This window comes from Pseudorhodoplanes sp., from assembly GCF_050250235.1.
Lineage (GTDB): Bacteria > Pseudomonadota > Alphaproteobacteria > Rhizobiales > Xanthobacteraceae > Pseudorhodoplanes.
Window position 1 is genome coordinate 80,567 of record NZ_JBFWPA010000002.1, and the last position, 15,819, is coordinate 96,385.

A 15,819-nucleotide genomic window follows, 5' to 3' on the forward strand; every position below is an offset into this window, starting at 1 on the left:
GACCCTAGCTCAGTGGTCGAATCTCATCTTTCGCCCGTCGGAGGGGCTTCGTCCATGCGCTCCACGTTCCTCGCCACCATCACCGTCGCCGCGGGCCTTGCGGCGTTCGCAGCTTTTCCCGCGCAGGCGCTCGATCAGCGTTTCACCGACGCCGACGGCGATCTGGTCGCCGACGCGCCGAAGGATCCCAAGCAATTCATCGATCCGCCGGTGCTGGTCTTCTCCTACACGCCGGTGGAGGACCCCGCGGTCTACGCCAAGGTCTGGGACGGCTTCGTCAGGCATCTGGAAAAGGTCACCGGCAAGAAGGTGCAGTTTTTCCCGGTCCAGTCCAACGCCGCGCAGCTCGAGGCAATGCGGGCCGGACGCCTGCACGTGTCCGGCTTCAATACCGGTTCCAATCCGCTGGCGGTCAATTGCGCGGGCTTCGTGCCGTTCGCGATGATGGCGTCGCGTGAAAACGCCTACGGTTACGAGATGGAGATCATCACCTTTCCGGGCAGCGGCGTCGGCAAAGTCGAGGACATCAAGGGCAGGAAGATGGCCTTCACCTCGCAGACCTCGAATTCCGGCTTCAAGGCGCCGTCCGCGCTGCTGAAGCAGAAATTCGGGCTCGAAGCGGGCAAGGATTTCGAGCCGGTGTTTTCCGGCAAGCACGACAATTCGATCGTCGGCGTTGCCAACAAGGATTACCCCGCCGCGGCGGTCGCGAACTCCGTCATGCAGCGCATGATGGCGCGCGGCGTGGTCAGGAAGGAGCAGATCGACACCATCTACAAGTCGCAGACCTTCCCGACCACGGGTTATGGCTATGTGTACAATCTCAAGCCGGAACTGGCGGCCAAGGTGAAAGAGGCGTTCTTCAGCTTCGACTGGGACGGTTCGGACCTGCTGAAGGAATTCGGAACTTCGCAGCCGCCGCAGCAGAAATTCCTGCCGATCACCTACAAGGAACACTGGCAGGTGGTGCGCGACATCGATGGTGCGATGGGCGTCAAATACGATTGCAAGGGCTGACAGAGACGACGCGGCTGACACGGACGGGTGTGCGGTTCAAGCCGGTTCGAGGCCCTTGCGGCGGGTCGTAAATCTGTAATGATTGGTTCCAGCCTGAGCACGTTCATCATGGCCGGCGAGGATCGCTTTTCGCGCAACCTCGGTTCCGCCGAGCGGCTCGGCGATGGGAGGTCACACATGCGTTTCCGTCTTCTGCGCGGCATCCTCGCCGCCTTGATGCTGGCGGCGATGCCGGCATCGGTTTCCGCACTGGACCAGCGCTTCACCGACGCCGACGGCGACATGGTCGCCGATGCGCCGAAGGACCCGAAGCTTTTCGTCGATCCGCCCGTGCTGATCTTCTCCTATACCCCGGTTGAAGACCCGGCGGTCTATGCCAAGGTCTGGGACGGCTTCATCAGGCATATGGAGAAGGTCACCGGAAAGCGGGTGCAGTTCTTCCCGGTGCAATCGAATGCCGCGCAGCTTGAGGCGATGCGCGCCGGACGCCTGCATGTCGCCGGCTTCAATACCGGCTCGAATCCCCTGGCCGTGAATTGCGCCGGTTTCGTGCCGTTCGCGCTGATGTCGTCGAAGGACGGGCAGTTCGGCTACGAGATGGAGATCATCACCTATCCGGGCAGCGGCGTCAGCAAGATCGAGGACATCAAGGGCAAGAAGATGGCCTTCACCTCGCAAACGTCGAATTCCGGATTCCGGGCGCCATCGGCACTGCTGAAGCAGAATTACGGGCTTGAGGCCGGCAAGAATTTCGAGCCGGTGTTTTCCGGCAAGCATGACAATTCGGTGCTGGGCGTCGCCAACAAGGACTATCCGGCCGCGGCGATCGCCAACGAAGTGATGCATCGCATGTTCGAGCGCGGCGTGGTGAAGAAGGATCAGATCGTCACGATCTTCAAGTCCAAGACCTTCCCGACCACCGGCTACGGCTATGTCTACAACCTGAAGCCGGAACTCGCCGCCAAGGTGAAGGAAGCCTTCTTCACCTTCCCCTGGGAGGGTTCCGAACTGGCGAAGGAGTTCGGCAAGACCACGCCGCCGATGCAGAAATTCCTGCCGATCAATTACAAGGATCACTGGCAGGCGGTGCGCGAAATCGATCAGGCCATGGGCGTGAAATACGACTGCAAGGGCTGACTTCACGCATGCTTCGCATCGAGGGGCTGGTCAAGCGCTACAAGACCGGCGACATGGCGCTGAAGGGCGTCGATCTGGTCGTGCCGGCCGGTCAGGTGATCGGCCTGATCGGTCCGTCCGGCGCCGGCAAGTCGACGCTCATTCGCTGCATCAACCGGCTGGTCGAACCGACGGCGGGCCGGATCTTTCTCGGCGAACGGCAGATCACCGGTCTGGGCCGTGCCGAACTGCGCAGAATGCGCCGGCGCATGGGCATGATCTTCCAGGAATTCGCGCTGGTTGAACGCCTCACCGTGATGGAAAACGTCCTCTCCGGCCGGCTCGGCTATGTGCCGTTCTGGCGGAGCTTCCTGCGCCGCTATCCGCCGCAGGATGTGCGCAACGCGTTTGCGACGCTGGATCGCGTCGGTCTGCTCGACCATGTCGACAAGCGTGCGGACGCGCTGTCCGGGGGCCAGCGCCAGCGCGTCGGGATCGCGCGCGCGCTCCAGCAGGAACCGGAGCTGCTGCTGATCGACGAGCCGACCGCGAGTCTCGATCCGAAGACCTCGCGCCAGATCATGCGGCTGATCGGCGAAATCTGCGCCGAGCGCAATCTCGCCGCGGTGGTGAACATCCATGACGTGGCGCTGGCGCAGATGTTCCTGCCCCGGATCGTCGGTCTTCGCGCCGGTTCGATCGTCTATGATGGACCCGCTGACGGACTCACGCCGGAAGTTCTCACCACGATTTACGGCGAAGAGGACTGGACCGCGGCTGCGGCGCAAGATGACGAAGACGCCGCGGATGCGACCATCGTCAAGCTGCCGGTTGCGGTCTGACATCCGATGACGGACGCCGCAAGCCCGACGCCCTATCCATCGGTCTGGCGCAAGCCGCCTTTCATCAGGAGTGGCGCGCTGCGCCTTGCCATCTATGGCGGCGCAATCCTGTACGTGATCGTCGCCGTCGGCGCCATCGACGTGAACTGGGCCCGCCTCTCCGAGGGCATCGCCCGCGGCGCCCGCCTGCTCGGTGGCTTCCTGCAGCCGAATTTCGTGAGCCGCTGGGGCGATATCGCGCAGGGCATGCAGGAAAGCCTGACCATGACGGTGACTTCCACCGTGGTCGGCATCCTGATTTCGATTCCGATCGGGATCGGCGCCGCGCGCAACCTGTCGCCATTGCCGGTCTATCTGTTTTGCCGCGCCATCATCGCGGTCTCGCGCACCTTCCAGGAAGTGATCATCGCGATCCTGTTCGTTGCGATGGTGGGATTCGGCCCGTTCGCCGGATTTCTGACGCTGTCGTTTGCGACCGTCGGCTTTCTGGCGAAGCTTCTCGCCGAGGACATCGAGGATATCGATCCCTCCCAGGCTGAAGCCGTTCGCGCTACCGGCGCGTCCTGGGCGCAACTGGTCAATTATGCGGTGCAGCCGCAAGTCATGCCGCGGCTGATCGGACTGTCGCTGTACCGCATCGACATCAATTTTCGCGAATCCGCCGTGGTCGGCATCGTCGGTGCCGGTGGTATCGGCGCGACGCTCGAGACCTCGCTCAGCCGCTACGAATACGACACCGCCGCCGCCATCCTGATCATCATCATCGCGATCGTGATGGTATGCGAATATTCCTCCGGCTTCATCCGGAAGTGGATTCAGTGATGCCGGTCACCCGCGACAGCGCAGGCCTTCCCGAATGGCGACGGACCACGCCGCGGCAGGACATCGTGCGCTGGTTTCTCTGGCTGCTGCTCGTGGCGTTGTTCGTGTTCTGCTGGCAGGTCATGACCAGGGATACGATCTGGGCCTTCGTCTGGGACGCACCGAAGCAGGCAGCCGATATCGGTTCGCGCATGGTGCCGCCGCGCTGGTCCTACATGAACGAACTGTGGCGTCCGCTCTGGGATACGCTCGCGATCGCGACCCTCGGCACGCTGCTGGCGATCATTCTCGCGATTCCCGTTGCGTTTCTCGCCGCGCGCAACACCACGCCGAGCGTGCTGCTGGTGCGGCCGGTCGCGCTCTTGATCATCGTGTCGTCGCGGTCGATCAATTCGCTGATCTGGGCGCTGCTTCTCGTCACCATCCTCGGCCCCGGGGTGCTGGCCGGGATCGTCGCGATCGGGCTGCGCTCGATCGGCTTCATCGGCAAGCTGCTGTACGAGGCGATCGAGGAGATCGACGTGACGCAGGTCGAGGCGATCGAGGCGACCGGCGCCTCGCCCGCGCAGGTGATGGATTACGGCATCGTGCCGCAGATCATGCCGGCCTTCGCCGGGATCAGCGTGTTTCGCTGGGACATCAACATCCGCGAGTCGTCGGTGGTCGGTCTGGTCGGGGCCGGCGGCATCGGGCTCAACCTCGAGGCGTCACTGTCGACGCTGGCCTGGACGCAGGTCAGCCTGCTACTGCTGGTGATCCTTGCCACCGTACTGGTCAGCGAATGGGTGTCGGCGAAGGTCCGGCACGCGATCATTTGATTTTCACCGCCTGGTCAGGAAATCACGCGTCAATGTAACGTCTGCCTGCGACAGGCCATGACCTGCGGGCAAGGTCCGGTGCTGCACGTCGGCTCCCGCATTGTGCAATTGAGCGGCGAGCCGCGCCGCATTGTCCGCGGACACCATCGGATCCATCGCGCCCGACAGGATCAGCACCGGCTTGCCGGCGAGATCGGCCGCAGGCGGTTGTGACAGCGGCACCATGGCGCGGATCAGCACGGCGCCGGCGAGCGCTTCCGGATGCAGCAGCAACGTCGCGGCCGCGATGTTGGCGCCGTTGGAAAAGCCAAGTGCAATCGGTGCGGGAAGACCATAGGCGTCGCGCGCTTCCGCGACGAAGTCGGCAAGCTCGCTGGCGCGCCTGCGCACATCCTCCTCGTCGAACAAGCCCTCGGCGAGCCTGCGGAAGAAGCGCGGCATGCCGCCCTCCAGCACCTTGCCACGAGGCGAAAGCAGCGCGGCGTCCGGTGCAACCATCCGGCCGAGATCGATCAGGTCGTTCTCGTCGCCGCCGGTGCCGTGCAGCAGCAGAAGCGGCGGCTTGTCGCGATCCGCGCCGGGTTCGAAGCGGTGGATGAAGGAAAGCCTGGTGGTGGTGGTCATCGCAGACCTCATACATTGCGGGTTCTCCTCCCGCCCGAGCGGCGGGAGGAGCAACGCGTTGGTCAGACCAGTTCGGGCAGCACCTGCTCGATCTCGCTTCGCCTCTTCTCGTAGACGCCCGGCAGTTTCAACGCCTGCCCGAGCGCTGCGACCGGCTCGTCGATCGCAAAGCCCGGCACGTCGGTCGCGATTTCGAACAGCACGTGCCCGGGTTCGCGGAAATAGACAGACCGGAAATAGTTGCGGTCCTTCTGCTCCGTCGTCTGGATGCCGTGGTTCTCGGCGAGCTTCTTCGCCATCGCGAGTTCTTCGGTGTCGTCGGCGGCGCGGAACGCGATGTGATGCACCGAACCACCGCCCATGCGGCCCGGCAGGAACGCGCCGGCCTCATGGATGTCGACGATGCCGCCGATCGCAGTGTCGCTGGCCTTGTAGCGCACGAGCTGGCCTTCGCGTCCGATTTCGCTGAAGCCGAGCACGTCGGTCAGGATTGCGCCCGTCGGCGCCGCTTCCTTGAGCAGCAGGTTGACGCTGTGGAAGCCGCGGATCGCGACCTCCGCCGGAACGTCGCTGCCGGACCAGGCCGGCTCGTTCTCGATGCCCGGCACCCCGATCAGAGCCAGCCGCATGCCGTCCGGGTCGCGGAACGACAGAACGGTCTCGCCGAAGCGGCGCACGATGGCGTCATGCGGAACGCCCTTCTCCACGAAGCGGTGCGTCCAGTAGCCGATCGCACCCTCCGGTACCCGGAACACCGTCTCCTGCGTCTCGCCGACACCCAGCCGGCCGGATGCCGCATGCTCCCACGGGAAGAACGTGAGGATGGTGCCGGGCGATCCGGTCTCGTCCCCGAAATAGAAGTGATAGGTGCCGGGGTCGTCGAAATTGACGGTCTTCTTCACGAAGCGAAGGCCGAGCGTGCGCGTATAGAAGTCGTGATTGCGCTGCGCAGGTCCGGCGATTGCGGTGACGTGATGGATTCCGTGTGCGCTGGTGGCGGTCATGGCCAGCCCTCCTGGTACTGGAAGCGCCGGGATGGCGCGTTATCCACGCCTCAAGATATTGGAGAGCTTGGGGAAACAAACAGATGATCTGGAAACGGATTGTTTCCAATACAGAGCAATCAAAAGCAGCATCCTGAAAGTCTTATACCAATGATTGTAGTTAACCGCTTTCTAAAGGTTTTGATGCATTTTCCACATCGAAATCAGCGGTTTTCGTCCTTCTGAGCCTGTTCGGTTGTTCCGTCTCTCCCTCGTCTTCCCGTCGGACGTCGTCGATTTGGCCTCAGAACGAGGACCATGAGCAGCGGAATTCGTGCGATGACTCCGAGTGCGACCCGGCCGGAAACCGTGACCGAGGCTCCGAATATTCCCGTCTGGCAGGATCCGGCAGCCATGCGCGCCGGGCCGGCGCCCAGCCAGATCATCAGCTTCGCGATCGACGACGACCAGTACGGCGTCGACATCATGGCGGTGCGCGAAATCAAGGGATGGTCCGAGATCACCCACCTTCCGCGCCAGCCCCGATCGGTGCGCGGCGTTCTCAACCTGCGCGGCGCCATCGTGCCGATCATCGATCTGCGCTGCCGGTTCGGTCAGGGCCTCACCGAGGCCACGCCACTTCACGTCGTCATCATCGTGCAGGTCGGTAGCCGACAGGTCGGGCTTCTTGCCGATCGTGTGCTCGATATCGTGTCCTTCGAGGCCGCCGAGATCCAGCCGGTGCCGCGCATCGCGCAGGCCTCCCGGATCGACTTTCTGTCGGGACTGGTCACGGTCGAAGACGCAATGATCGCGCTCATCGATCTCCGCAATCTCCTGACGATGCCGGTCGGCGACGCCGAGTTGGTATCGGCCAACTAGGCTGTGCCGTCCATGATCAAGCCGCCGGGACTATCGACCGAGGCTGTACGGCGCGTGTGCAGCATCGGGCCCGGTCGCCACGGCGATGCCGCGCTGGCGCAGAACGCCGGAAACAATCGGGAAGAATTCTAGAGTGTCAATGACCCGACATGCCCAGCGCGCGGCCGCGGTCGCAACCGCAGTTCCGGCGGTTTCCGACGTGCCGCGGGAATTCGCATTCTCGGACGCGGATTTTCGCAGTCTGGTGCATCTCGCGCGCGAACATGCGGGCATCGCGCTGTCCGACAGCAAGCGCAACCTCGTCTATACGCGGGTGGCGCGCCGGCTGCGGGCGCTCGGCTTTACCAGCTTCAAGCAATACCGCAGCTATCTCGCGGAGAATTCGGACGAACTCGAAAGCTTCATCAACGCGATCTCCACCAACCTCACCAAGTTTTTCCGCGAGGCGCATCATTTCGAACACTTTCGCAGTCACGTGGTCGCGCCGGTTCTGCACGCGATACCGCGCGGCGGCGGACGTTTCCGGGTCTGGTCCGCAGGCTGTTCCACCGGTGAGGAGCCGTACACCATCGCCGCGGTTCTGAGACGGGAAATCCCGGGCGGATGCCGTCATGATATCCGTATCCTCGCGACCGACATCGATACTGACGTGCTCGGCAAGGCGGCGCGCGGCATTTATCCGGCCAGCGCCTTCGACTCGGTCCCGACAATCTACCGGGAATATTTCACGCCGGCCGGAGACGGACTCAACGACAGCAATCTGATGGCGGACGAAAGGCTCCGCTCGCTGATCGCGTTCCGGCGTCTCAACCTGATCGAGCCCTGGCCCTTTCGTGGAAAGTTTGACGCGATCTTTTGCCGGAACGTGATGATCTATTTCGACAATGCCACAAAGGCCGAGCTGATCGAGCGTTTCATCCAGAGCATCAAGCCGGGCGGGGTTCTCTATATCGGGCATTCCGAATCGTTTCATGGCTCGCATCCCGGACTGAAGCTGGTTGGCCGCACGACCTACCGGAGAGGCGCATGAGCGCCGCTGCGGTTCGAGCGATCGAGGCGGTCAGGTCAGACTCCGGCGCGGGGAACCGCCGGTTCTACGATACGTTGGCTGGAACCTGGATGGTGAAGGTCTTCCCGGGCGAGTTCTACGTCACCGACAAGGCGGACGAGACGCTGGTCACCGTGCTCGGCTCCTGCGTCGCCGCCTGCATCCGCGATCCCCGGCTCGGGATCGGCGGGATGAATCATTTCATGCTGCCGCAGGGCCGGTCCGGCGGGTGGGGACGGGATACGGAATCGACGCGCTTCGGAAATTTCGCGATGGAGAAGCTCATCAACGAATTGATGAAGATGGGCTGCGCGCGCGACGCGCTTGAAGTCAAGGTGTTCGGCGGCGGCAATGTCACCGAGAGCAATATCGCGGTCGGGACCGACAACGCGCGTTTCGCACTTCGCTATCTGGAAGCCGAAAGACTGCGCTGCGTCGCGCAGGATCTCGGCGGGCGCTTTCCCCGCCGCATTCAATATTCGCCCGCGACCGGGCGGGTCGTGCGCCGCCTTCTCGGGCGCGATGCATCGGGTGCGGTGGCGCGCGATGAGAACGAGCACGCCACACGCATGTCGACACGCTCGACCGCCGGCGAAATCGAGTTGTTTGACAACAGGGGTTGATCATGGGGAAACCGGTACGGGTTTTGATCGTCGACGACTCGGCGCTGATCCGTCAGCTGCTGACGATGCTGCTTTCAGCCGACCCCGAGATCGAGGTCGTCGGAACCGCCGGCGATCCGTATGCCGCGCGCGACCGCATCAAGGCGCTCAATCCGGATGTCGTCACGCTCGATGTCGAGATGCCGCATATGGACGGCATCACCTTTCTTCGCAAGATCATGACGCTGCGGCCGATGCCGGTGATCATGGTCTCCACGCTGACGCAGGCCGGCACGGATACCACGCTTGAAGCACTGGAGGTCGGCGCCGTCGACTTCATCGCCAAGCCCTCGAAGGATGTGGCCCATGGCCTGCCGGCGCTCGCGAGCGAGCTGCAGGCGAAGGTCAAGGCCGCAGCCCGGAGCCGCATCGCCACGCGCGCCGCCATGGCGCCCGCCGTCAGGAAGATCGCGCGGTCGGTCCGTGCGGACGGCAAGGTCGTGGCGATCGGCGCTTCCACGGGCGGGGTCGAGGCCCTGAAGACCGTACTAATGAATCTGCCGGCGGATTGTCCGCCGATTGTCATCACCCAGCACATGCCGCCGCGATTCACCGCGGCTTTCGCACAGCGGCTGAACCGCGAATGCCCGATGGCCGTGTCGGAGGCCGTGGACGGTGAACCGGTGGAACAGGGTCATGTCTATATCGCGCCGGGTTCGCATCACTTGCAACTCGCGAAGCACGGCGCGGGATATCGCTGCACGCTCGATGACGGTCCGGCCGTTACCGGCCACCGGCCTTCGGTCGACGTGCTGTTCCGGTCGGTTGCGCGTACCGCCGGCAAGTCGGCGATCGGCGTCATCCTGACCGGCATGGGCAAGGATGGAGCGGACGGCCTGCTCGAACTGCGCAAGGCAGGCGGGCAGACCATCGGTCAGGACGAGGCGTCATCGCTGATCTACGGCATGCCGCATGTCGCGTTCGATCGCGGTGCGGTGATGCGCCAGTGCTCGCTGAACCAGGTGGCCGACGCGATTCTGGACGCATGTGAAGGCAAGACGGCGATCCAGCAGATGCACCGCCTGGCGCAGGCGGTGTGAGGCCGAAGGCGGGGAGATTTCCGATGAATCATTTCAGAATGCAATTGCGAGGCCGATCATGAAACTGCCCCGGGTTCTCGATCTTGCCGCCGCGGTCAACCTGCACGAAGCGGTGTTGCGGGAGGTGCAGGCGGCGGGCGGCGTGCGGATGAACGCCTCCGAGGTCGAGGTGCTGACGCTTCCGTGTCTTCAGATTCTGCTTGCTGCGAAGCGTGATGCCCAAATCTGGATCGACCAGCCTTCGGACGCCCTGATCGGAGCCTTCGCGGATATCGGCCTCGACTGGGCCGAAGGGATGAGCGAGCCGAACGAGGTCGGCGCCGCAGCCAGCGTTCCGTCCGGGCCGGAACCTGCAATTCCGCACCTCATCGGGCAATCCGCGCCGGCAACGGCGAATCTTCGCATTCTCACCATCGACGATTCCAAGACCATGCGCGACATGCTGATGCTCACGCTCGCGGATGCGGGCTTCGACGTGATCCAGGCGGCCGACGGCAAGGAGGGCGTCGATCTGCTTGAGCGCGAAAATGTCGACGTCGTGATCACCGACATCAACATGCCGCGCATGGATGGCTACGAGGTGGTGCGTCAACTCCGCGCCCGCCCCGAACACAGGACGACGCCGATCCTCGTCCTCACCACGGAAAGCGAAGCCGCCAAGAAGAATATCGCACGCGAGGCCGGCGCCACCGGATGGCTGGTAAAGCCGTTCGATCCGGAACGTCTCGTGGAGACCGTCCGCAAGGTGGTCTGCTAGGAAAAAGGACGATGTCGATGGCGAGCCTGGAGCAACTCAAGCAAACCTTCTTCGATGAATGCGCCGAGGGCCTGCAGCAGATCGAGCAGGGCCTCGGCGAAATGCGCGAAGGCCTCGGATCCGACGATATCATCAACGCGGTGTTCCGCGCGGTGCATTCGGTCAAGGGCGGGGCCGGCATTTTCGGCTTCGAGGCGCTGGTCGGTTTCGCGCATGTATTCGAGACCACGCTGGATGCGATGCGGCGCGGCGCTCTCGCGGCGACGACCGACGTGATCGACGTGCTGCTCGCGTCGAGCGACGTATTGTCCGATCTCGTGCAGATTTCACGGGCGGGCGAGCCGATTCCCGGCGGCTTCGGCGACGATTGCCGCAACGCGCTCGAGCGCCTGCTGGGCACGGAACCTGCGGACGAAGAAGCGGCTCCGGCCGATTTCGAGGGTCTGGACTTCGTTCCGGTTCGGGCGGACACAGCCGAACCGGATGAGATGACGGATTTCGAGGGTATCGATTTCACGCCAGTGAAGGCGGACGCCTATACCGACGGCGCCGGACCCCGCTGGTTCGAGATTGCGTTCCGGCCCACCGCCGACATGCTTCGCAACGGCAGCGATCCCCTGCTGCTGCTGCGGCAGTTGCGGCAGCTGGGCACGCTCGAACTCACCGTGGCCTCGGATCGGCTCCCCGATCTCACGACGATGCGGCCGGAAATCCCGTATCTGAGCTGGGCCGCGACCTTGCGCACCGAGGCAACGCGCGAGCAGCTTCAGGACCTGTTCGATTTCGTCGGCGATTGCGAAATCACGATCACCGAGCGCGGCGCCGATGCCATCGCATCGGCGCCCTGCGAGAGCGTCACCGTCCCGCTCCCGACTGCCGAGGCACCGCCGATCGCGCCGGCCGGCGCTGTCGCCGCGACCCCCCGCCCTGGCGAGAGCACGGCGCCGCCGGCCAGAGCGGTGCCGGCGCAGCGCGACGGGACTTCGCCAGAAGGGCCGGGCGAAAAGCCTGCCGTTTCCCGGCCGGGCAAGCCGGCCGCCACCACCACGCGCATCGAACTCGAAAAGATCGACCGTGTGGTCAACATGGTCGGAGAACTGGTCATCGCCCAGGCGATGCTTGGCCAGATCGTCCACGAACTGCCGGAAGGCGTCAGCGACCGGCTTTCGCAAATTCTCGACGAAGTGGTTCATCACACCCGCGAGCTGAAGGACGGGCTGATGTCCATGCGCGCGCAGGCGGTAGGCACCGTGTTCCAGCGCATGCCGCGGCTGGTGCGCGAAACCGCCACGAAGGTCGGCAAGAAGATACGGCTTGAACTGTCGGGCGAGACCACCGAGGTCGACCGTTCGATCATCGAGCGGCTGACCGATCCGCTGACCCACATCATCCGCAACTCCATCGATCATGGCATCGAGCCGCCGGCCGCGCGGCTTGCGGCCGGCAAGAACGAGGAGGGGGTCATCCGCCTGTCCTCCGAGCATCGCGGCGGCCGCATCATGATCGAGGTGAGCGACGACGGCGGCGGCGTCAACACCGAGAAGGTGCTGCACAAGGCGCGCGAGAAGGGCCTCGTCGGTGCGGACGCCGTTCTCACCGAGGACGAGATCAACAACCTGATCATGCTGCCCGGCTTCTCGACCGCCGACGTCATCTCCGACATTTCCGGCCGCGGCGTCGGCATGGATGTGGTGAAGACCAACATCCAGGAAATCGGCGGACGGCTGTCGCTGCATTCGGTGCGCGGCCGCGGGACCACGATCCAGTTCTCGCTGCCGCTTACGCTTGCGGTGATGGATGGCATGGTCATCAGGGTCGGCCGCGAGACCTATGTGATGCCGATGTCCATGATCGTGGAATGCCTGCGGCCGCCACCCTCCAGCATCAACAATCTCGTCGGCACGCGGGGGGTCATGCAGCTGCGGGGCGACCTCGTGCCGCTGGTCTATCTCGGCGATCTTCTGGATGTCGGCTCGTCGGCCGATCTGTCGGGCGAGTGCGTTGTGATCATCACCGATGCAGGCGACGGAACGCGGCTGGGGCTGGTCGCCGACGAATTGTGCGGACACCAGCAGGTGGTGGTGAAGAGCATCGAGGAGAGCTACGGCCCGGTGCCGGGGGTCGCGGCCGCGACCATTCTCGGCAATGGAAGTGTCGCGCTGATCCTTGACGTGGAGAAGCTGTCCGATCTTGCGGGCGAATCTCCCGCGCCGGTGACGGTGCGCAAGGCGGATGCGATGGCGAAGGTGGCCTGACTCAAGGCCTTCGGACGGGCCGACCCTCGTGTCGTCCGGTGATGAGGAGAAACGACAATGCCGAATGCGGTGGCGCTCAAGGTCCTGGTGGTCGACGACCAGGAAAGCGTACGGAAAATGACGGCGATGACGCTGGAGCAGATGGGCATCCGTCACATTCATGAGGCGGAGAACGGCGTAAGGGCGATGGAGATCGCGTCATTGCAGCCGATCGACCTGATCATTTCCGACTATTACATGGATCAGATGGACGGTCTCGATCTGCTGCGCGCGGTGCGTGGGCATCCGGTGGTGCGGCGGGTACCGTTCATTCTGCTGACCGGCCGCGGCGATCGCGAACTCGTGGTGAAGGCGGCCCAGGCCGGCGTCAACAACTACCTGATCAAGCCATTCACGGTTCAGGTGTTGCGCCAGAAGATCGAGCAGGTGATGGGAAAGCTGTCGTAGATGCGCCCCGTCGCCGCAAACAGTGCCGAACCGGAATCCGTGGCGGCGCTTCCCGCGCCGGATGGCGCGGTGTCGGAAGTCGCAGCGCTGCTCGGCGTGCTGGCGACGCTGTTTCTCGACAATGTCCGCCATCTGGAAAGCACCGTCGCGCGCGTGACCGATCTCGTGACGCGGGACGGCCGGCCGGACCGCGAACTGATCATGACCTTGCAGAGTTTCGACCGGCTCAAGCAGGAATTCGAAGCCCTGAGCGGCGCGCTGGCGCGCTACGCCGATTCAACCAATATCCCGCTGCCGGCGGGTGCAGGACCGGGGCGGCCATTCGGTCGTGACGTGATCGACGACATCGCGATTGCCGACCTGAAGGAGCGGTTTCTCGGCCGGCTGGAAAACGGACTCGGCACGGTGTTTCAGCCCGCGCCGGAGCCGTCGGAAGACGAACTGGACGTGGACGTGGTGTTCTGAGGGGCGCGACCCCGGTCGTCGCTATCGGTAGCCCGGATGAGCGAAGCGCAATCCGGGCTGATCCCGCAGGCCGCCGCGCTCATGCGAGCAGCGCGTTTCCTCGAAGCGTTGAGTGCGCGAAACGCTTCGCTCGTCCCCGCGAAGGCGGGGACCCAGCGCCGGTGCGGCCAGGATATTCGCCTTTGCGTGAGGCCACGACTGCACGGCCCTCAAAGCGCCGTGTCTCGAAGGCGCGCTTTTCCATAACAACCGCGATCGTCCGCGGCGACAGCGTTGCTGGGTCCCCGCCTTCGCGGGGACGAGCGGAGCGGGTGAGATTCGGGCGCAAAACCGGCTCTTGACATTTCTCGCAATATAGGAATATAGTCATTCCATCCCGTCCCGTCCAAGGGACGTTTCATGAGCGTCGTGAGACGCGGGGCGGGATGCGGTGGCCGTTGTCGTGCTTGAGACGCAAGCGCGGCAGCGGAGGCCCAAGCTGCGATGATCCGGCTCACCGGCCGTGGGTCACCAGCGGAGGATAGCAAGACGAGCCGCCCGGCGATGCCGGTCAACGGTGTATGTCCTCCGGGGTTGTCGCAGAGCAAGCCTCACACACCGCGCGCGGAACGCCGACGTTTTCGGCGGTCCGTGGTGACTGCTATCTCATGCGCTTCTCACACACAGCGCATGGGGCCATGGGCTTGGCTGAAAGCCCGGCGTTCCGCGCGCCCTTGGGATTTTCCCGGGCTGGAATGCGAGATGGAATACGGGCGCGCCCGCGCCGGCTAAAAAATCAGGGACGGCGGAGCCTTGCCGTTTCGCCGTCGCGCAGCGACCGCTCAGCCCGCGCTGCCGGCCGGCAGGCTGCGGTTCACACGCTCCAGCATGCGGTGAAGTCCGCTGGTCATCTCCGGCACCTGCTCGGGCCGGATGTTGCGGTAGGCGTCCTGCCTGGCAAGCAGCAGCGCGTCGATGTGGCAGTTGATCACTTCCGCATCGTAGGGCGCGCCGCTCCTGACGGCTTCGAGCACCTTGCAGAGGTTTTCCGAGATGAAGGTGATCAGGAAAAGGCCCATCGTGGTCCCGGTGTCGCGCAACTGGCAGCAACGCCGCTCGATCCCGGCCATCTGCGATTCGCCGGCCCGATCGCCCTGAATGCGGCGGAAAGCCTGCACCAGTTCCTGCAATTCGCGATCGACCCAGTCCACGAACTCGGCCCGAAATCCGTCGATCTGGGTTTCGGCTTGCCGGATCGCGACGTCCCGCGGCACGCCGCCCGGGCGCTGCGCCAGTTCCTGGAATCGGGTCCTGACGGAGAAGATGCGCACATTCGGCGGGGTCTTGTCGGTCATTCGCTTTGCCCCGCGCGCGCCGCCTGGAACAGGCTGTCGATGTCGTCCTGCTCGAGATTGGGTTCGATCGCGTCCGAAATCTGGATCACCTTGTCGCTGGCCCGCCGACCAACGCCGGTCGGATAACCTTCGATCTTGAACCGGCGGTCGGGCCCGAAATAGGTCGGGCAGTCGATGAATTGCCGGCGGTCGAACGCGATCCAGGCCAGGCGGTCATACAGCGTCGTCGGCGACATCGGCTTTGCCACCACCATGCTCGCGCCGGCGTCGCGGGCCTCCCTGACCGTCGATTGCTGCGCGTCGCTCGTCATGATCAGGATCGGGAGCGTGCGGTTTTCGTTGTCGGGATTGCGGCGGATCGCCTGCGTGACCGCGAGTCCGTCCTGCGGCGGCAGCCTGGCATCGAGAATCAGGATATCGACCTTCTGTTGCATCAGGGCAGACAGGATGCCTCCGGCATCGGCCGCCTCGACAATGCGGTTGGCGCCAAAGCCGCGCAGGATTCCGTAGACCACCCGGCGCATATAGGTCCCGGGATCGGCGATCAGGATTGTCAGGTCGCGCAGATTGACGGTGGCGGATTTGAGCGATCGCGATTTCTGTTCGGCAGCTTGCACGAGTATCACCCGAGGCGGCCGGCGCGACGCACTCTGATCGGCGCCGGGACGCGACATCCGCGATGGTCCAGACATCTTCATGACTGATTG

The 15,819-nt window shown here is 64.2% G+C and carries 17 protein-coding genes; 13 read left to right on the top strand and 4 right to left on the bottom strand.

Annotated elements, in window-relative coordinates; translation table 11 throughout:
• Nucleotides 1-54: 54 nt before the first annotated feature.
• The 5 genes from phnD (AB7F49_RS01585) (at nt 55) to phnE (AB7F49_RS01605) (ending at nt 4,615) form a co-directional block, all read left to right on the top strand.
• Complete coding sequence (gene phnD, locus AB7F49_RS01585) at nt 55-1,017, top strand: phosphate/phosphite/phosphonate ABC transporter substrate-binding protein (RefSeq protein ID WP_428519616.1); 963 nt, start codon at nt 55-57, stop codon at nt 1,015-1,017.
• A 216-nt stretch (nt 1,018-1,233) separates the two neighbouring features.
• Nucleotides 1,234-2,154, top strand: coding sequence for a phosphate/phosphite/phosphonate ABC transporter substrate-binding protein (phnD, locus tag AB7F49_RS01590; RefSeq protein WP_428519887.1), 921 nt, complete (start codon nt 1,234-1,236; stop codon nt 2,152-2,154).
• A gap of 8 nt (nt 2,155-2,162) precedes the next feature.
• Complete coding sequence (phnC, locus tag AB7F49_RS01595; RefSeq protein ID WP_428519618.1) at nt 2,163-2,975, top strand: phosphonate ABC transporter ATP-binding protein; 813 nt, start codon at nt 2,163-2,165, stop codon at nt 2,973-2,975.
• Between the two features lie 6 nt (nt 2,976-2,981).
• On the top strand, nt 2,982-3,797 hold the full coding sequence (gene phnE, locus AB7F49_RS01600) for a phosphonate ABC transporter, permease protein PhnE (RefSeq protein ID WP_428519620.1): 816 nt from the start codon (nt 2,982-2,984) through the stop codon (nt 3,795-3,797).
• Nucleotides 3,797-4,615 carry a phosphonate ABC transporter, permease protein PhnE gene (gene phnE / locus AB7F49_RS01605; protein WP_428519622.1) on the top strand — a complete coding sequence of 273 codons (819 nt, stop codon included), beginning with the start codon at nt 3,797-3,799 and terminating at the stop codon, nt 4,613-4,615. The genes phnE (AB7F49_RS01600) and phnE (AB7F49_RS01605) overlap by 1 nt, the downstream gene beginning before the upstream one ends.
• 3 nt (nt 4,616-4,618) lie before the next feature.
• Here the strand turns inward: phnE (AB7F49_RS01605) and AB7F49_RS01610 are convergent, their stop codons facing one another.
• Together AB7F49_RS01610 and AB7F49_RS01615 are read right to left on the bottom strand one after the other, a co-directional pair.
• Nucleotides 4,619-5,239 (bottom strand): alpha/beta hydrolase, encoded by a 621-nt coding sequence (locus tag AB7F49_RS01610; RefSeq protein ID WP_428519624.1) that lies wholly within the window; start codon nt 5,237-5,239, stop codon nt 4,619-4,621.
• A 62-nt stretch (nt 5,240-5,301) separates the two neighbouring features.
• Nucleotides 5,302-6,243, bottom strand: a complete 942-nt coding sequence (locus AB7F49_RS01615) for a ring-cleaving dioxygenase (protein WP_428519626.1) — start codon at nt 6,241-6,243, stop codon at nt 5,302-5,304.
• A 297-nt stretch (nt 6,244-6,540) separates the two neighbouring features.
• On the opposite strand from AB7F49_RS01615, the gene AB7F49_RS01620 reads away from it, so the two are divergent.
• From AB7F49_RS01620 to AB7F49_RS01655, 8 genes are all read left to right on the top strand, one after another.
• The gene (locus AB7F49_RS01620; RefSeq protein WP_428519628.1) at nt 6,541-7,104 is read left to right on the top strand and encodes a chemotaxis protein CheW; all 564 of its coding nucleotides are present in this window, start codon (nt 6,541-6,543) and stop codon (nt 7,102-7,104) included.
• A gap of 139 nt (nt 7,105-7,243) precedes the next feature.
• Nucleotides 7,244-8,134 carry a CheR family methyltransferase gene (locus AB7F49_RS01625; RefSeq protein ID WP_428519630.1) on the top strand — a complete coding sequence of 297 codons (891 nt, stop codon included), beginning with the start codon at nt 7,244-7,246 and terminating at the stop codon, nt 8,132-8,134.
• Complete coding sequence (locus AB7F49_RS01630; protein WP_428519632.1) at nt 8,131-8,775, top strand: chemoreceptor glutamine deamidase CheD; 645 nt, start codon at nt 8,131-8,133, stop codon at nt 8,773-8,775. The genes AB7F49_RS01625 and AB7F49_RS01630 overlap by 4 nt, the downstream gene beginning before the upstream one ends.
• Nucleotides 8,776-8,777: 2 nt before the next feature.
• On the top strand, nt 8,778-9,854 hold the full coding sequence (locus AB7F49_RS01635; RefSeq protein WP_428519634.1) for a protein-glutamate methylesterase/protein-glutamine glutaminase: 1,077 nt from the start codon (nt 8,778-8,780) through the stop codon (nt 9,852-9,854).
• 367 nt (nt 9,855-10,221) lie between these two features.
• Complete coding sequence (locus tag AB7F49_RS01640; RefSeq protein ID WP_428519889.1) at nt 10,222-10,611, top strand: response regulator; 390 nt, start codon at nt 10,222-10,224, stop codon at nt 10,609-10,611.
• 11 nt (nt 10,612-10,622) lie between these two features.
• Nucleotides 10,623-12,866 (top strand): chemotaxis protein CheA, encoded by a 2,244-nt coding sequence (locus tag AB7F49_RS01645; RefSeq protein WP_428519636.1) that lies wholly within the window; start codon nt 10,623-10,625, stop codon nt 12,864-12,866.
• A 57-nt stretch (nt 12,867-12,923) separates the two neighbouring features.
• Nucleotides 12,924-13,313, top strand: a complete 390-nt coding sequence (locus AB7F49_RS01650; RefSeq protein WP_428519638.1) for a response regulator — start codon at nt 12,924-12,926, stop codon at nt 13,311-13,313.
• Nucleotides 13,314-13,778, top strand: a complete 465-nt coding sequence (locus AB7F49_RS01655; RefSeq protein WP_428519640.1) for a hypothetical protein — start codon at nt 13,314-13,316, stop codon at nt 13,776-13,778.
• Nucleotides 13,779-14,599: 821 nt separating this feature from the next.
• Here AB7F49_RS01655 and AB7F49_RS01660 read toward each other — a convergent pair.
• Together AB7F49_RS01660 and AB7F49_RS01665 are read right to left on the bottom strand one after the other, a co-directional pair.
• Nucleotides 14,600-15,112, bottom strand: coding sequence for a hypothetical protein (locus AB7F49_RS01660; RefSeq protein WP_428519642.1), 513 nt, complete (start codon nt 15,110-15,112; stop codon nt 14,600-14,602).
• On the bottom strand, nt 15,109-15,786 hold the full coding sequence (locus AB7F49_RS01665) for a response regulator (RefSeq protein ID WP_428519644.1): 678 nt from the start codon (nt 15,784-15,786) through the stop codon (nt 15,109-15,111). The genes AB7F49_RS01660 and AB7F49_RS01665 overlap by 4 nt, the downstream gene beginning before the upstream one ends.
• Nucleotides 15,787-15,819: the final 33 nt, after the last annotated feature.

Excerpts from the sequence above, each read along its gene's own strand:
- phnD (WP_428519887.1), top strand. The coding sequence starts at position 1,234 with ATGCTGGCGGCGATGCCGGCATCGGTTTCCGCACTGGACCAGCGCTTC.
- AB7F49_RS01635 (WP_428519634.1), top strand. The coding sequence starts at position 8,778 with ATGGGGAAACCGGTACGGGTTTTGATCGTCGACGACTCGGCGCTGATC.
- AB7F49_RS01660 (WP_428519642.1), bottom strand. The coding sequence starts at position 15,112 with ATGACCGACAAGACCCCGCCGAATGTGCGCATCTTCTCCGTCAGGACC.
- AB7F49_RS01650 (WP_428519638.1), top strand. The coding sequence starts at position 12,924 with ATGCCGAATGCGGTGGCGCTCAAGGTCCTGGTGGTCGACGACCAGGAA.
- phnE (WP_428519620.1), top strand. The coding sequence starts at position 2,982 with ATGACGGACGCCGCAAGCCCGACGCCCTATCCATCGGTCTGGCGCAAG.
- AB7F49_RS01610 (WP_428519624.1), bottom strand. The coding sequence starts at position 5,239 with ATGACCACCACCACCAGGCTTTCCTTCATCCACCGCTTCGAACCCGGC.
- AB7F49_RS01665 (WP_428519644.1), bottom strand. The coding sequence starts at position 15,786 with ATGTCGCGTCCCGGCGCCGATCAGAGTGCGTCGCGCCGGCCGCCTCGG.
- phnD (WP_428519616.1), top strand. The coding sequence starts at position 55 with ATGCGCTCCACGTTCCTCGCCACCATCACCGTCGCCGCGGGCCTTGCG.
- AB7F49_RS01645 (WP_428519636.1), top strand. The coding sequence starts at position 10,623 with ATGTCGATGGCGAGCCTGGAGCAACTCAAGCAAACCTTCTTCGATGAA.
- AB7F49_RS01625 (WP_428519630.1), top strand. The coding sequence starts at position 7,244 with ATGACCCGACATGCCCAGCGCGCGGCCGCGGTCGCAACCGCAGTTCCG.
- AB7F49_RS01630 (WP_428519632.1), top strand. The coding sequence starts at position 8,131 with ATGAGCGCCGCTGCGGTTCGAGCGATCGAGGCGGTCAGGTCAGACTCC.
- phnC (WP_428519618.1), top strand. The coding sequence starts at position 2,163 with ATGCTTCGCATCGAGGGGCTGGTCAAGCGCTACAAGACCGGCGACATG.
- phnE (WP_428519622.1), top strand. The coding sequence starts at position 3,797 with ATGCCGGTCACCCGCGACAGCGCAGGCCTTCCCGAATGGCGACGGACC.
- AB7F49_RS01620 (WP_428519628.1), top strand. The coding sequence starts at position 6,541 with ATGAGCAGCGGAATTCGTGCGATGACTCCGAGTGCGACCCGGCCGGAA.
- AB7F49_RS01615 (WP_428519626.1), bottom strand. The coding sequence starts at position 6,243 with ATGACCGCCACCAGCGCACACGGAATCCATCACGTCACCGCAATCGCC.
- AB7F49_RS01655 (WP_428519640.1), top strand. The coding sequence starts at position 13,314 with ATGCGCCCCGTCGCCGCAAACAGTGCCGAACCGGAATCCGTGGCGGCG.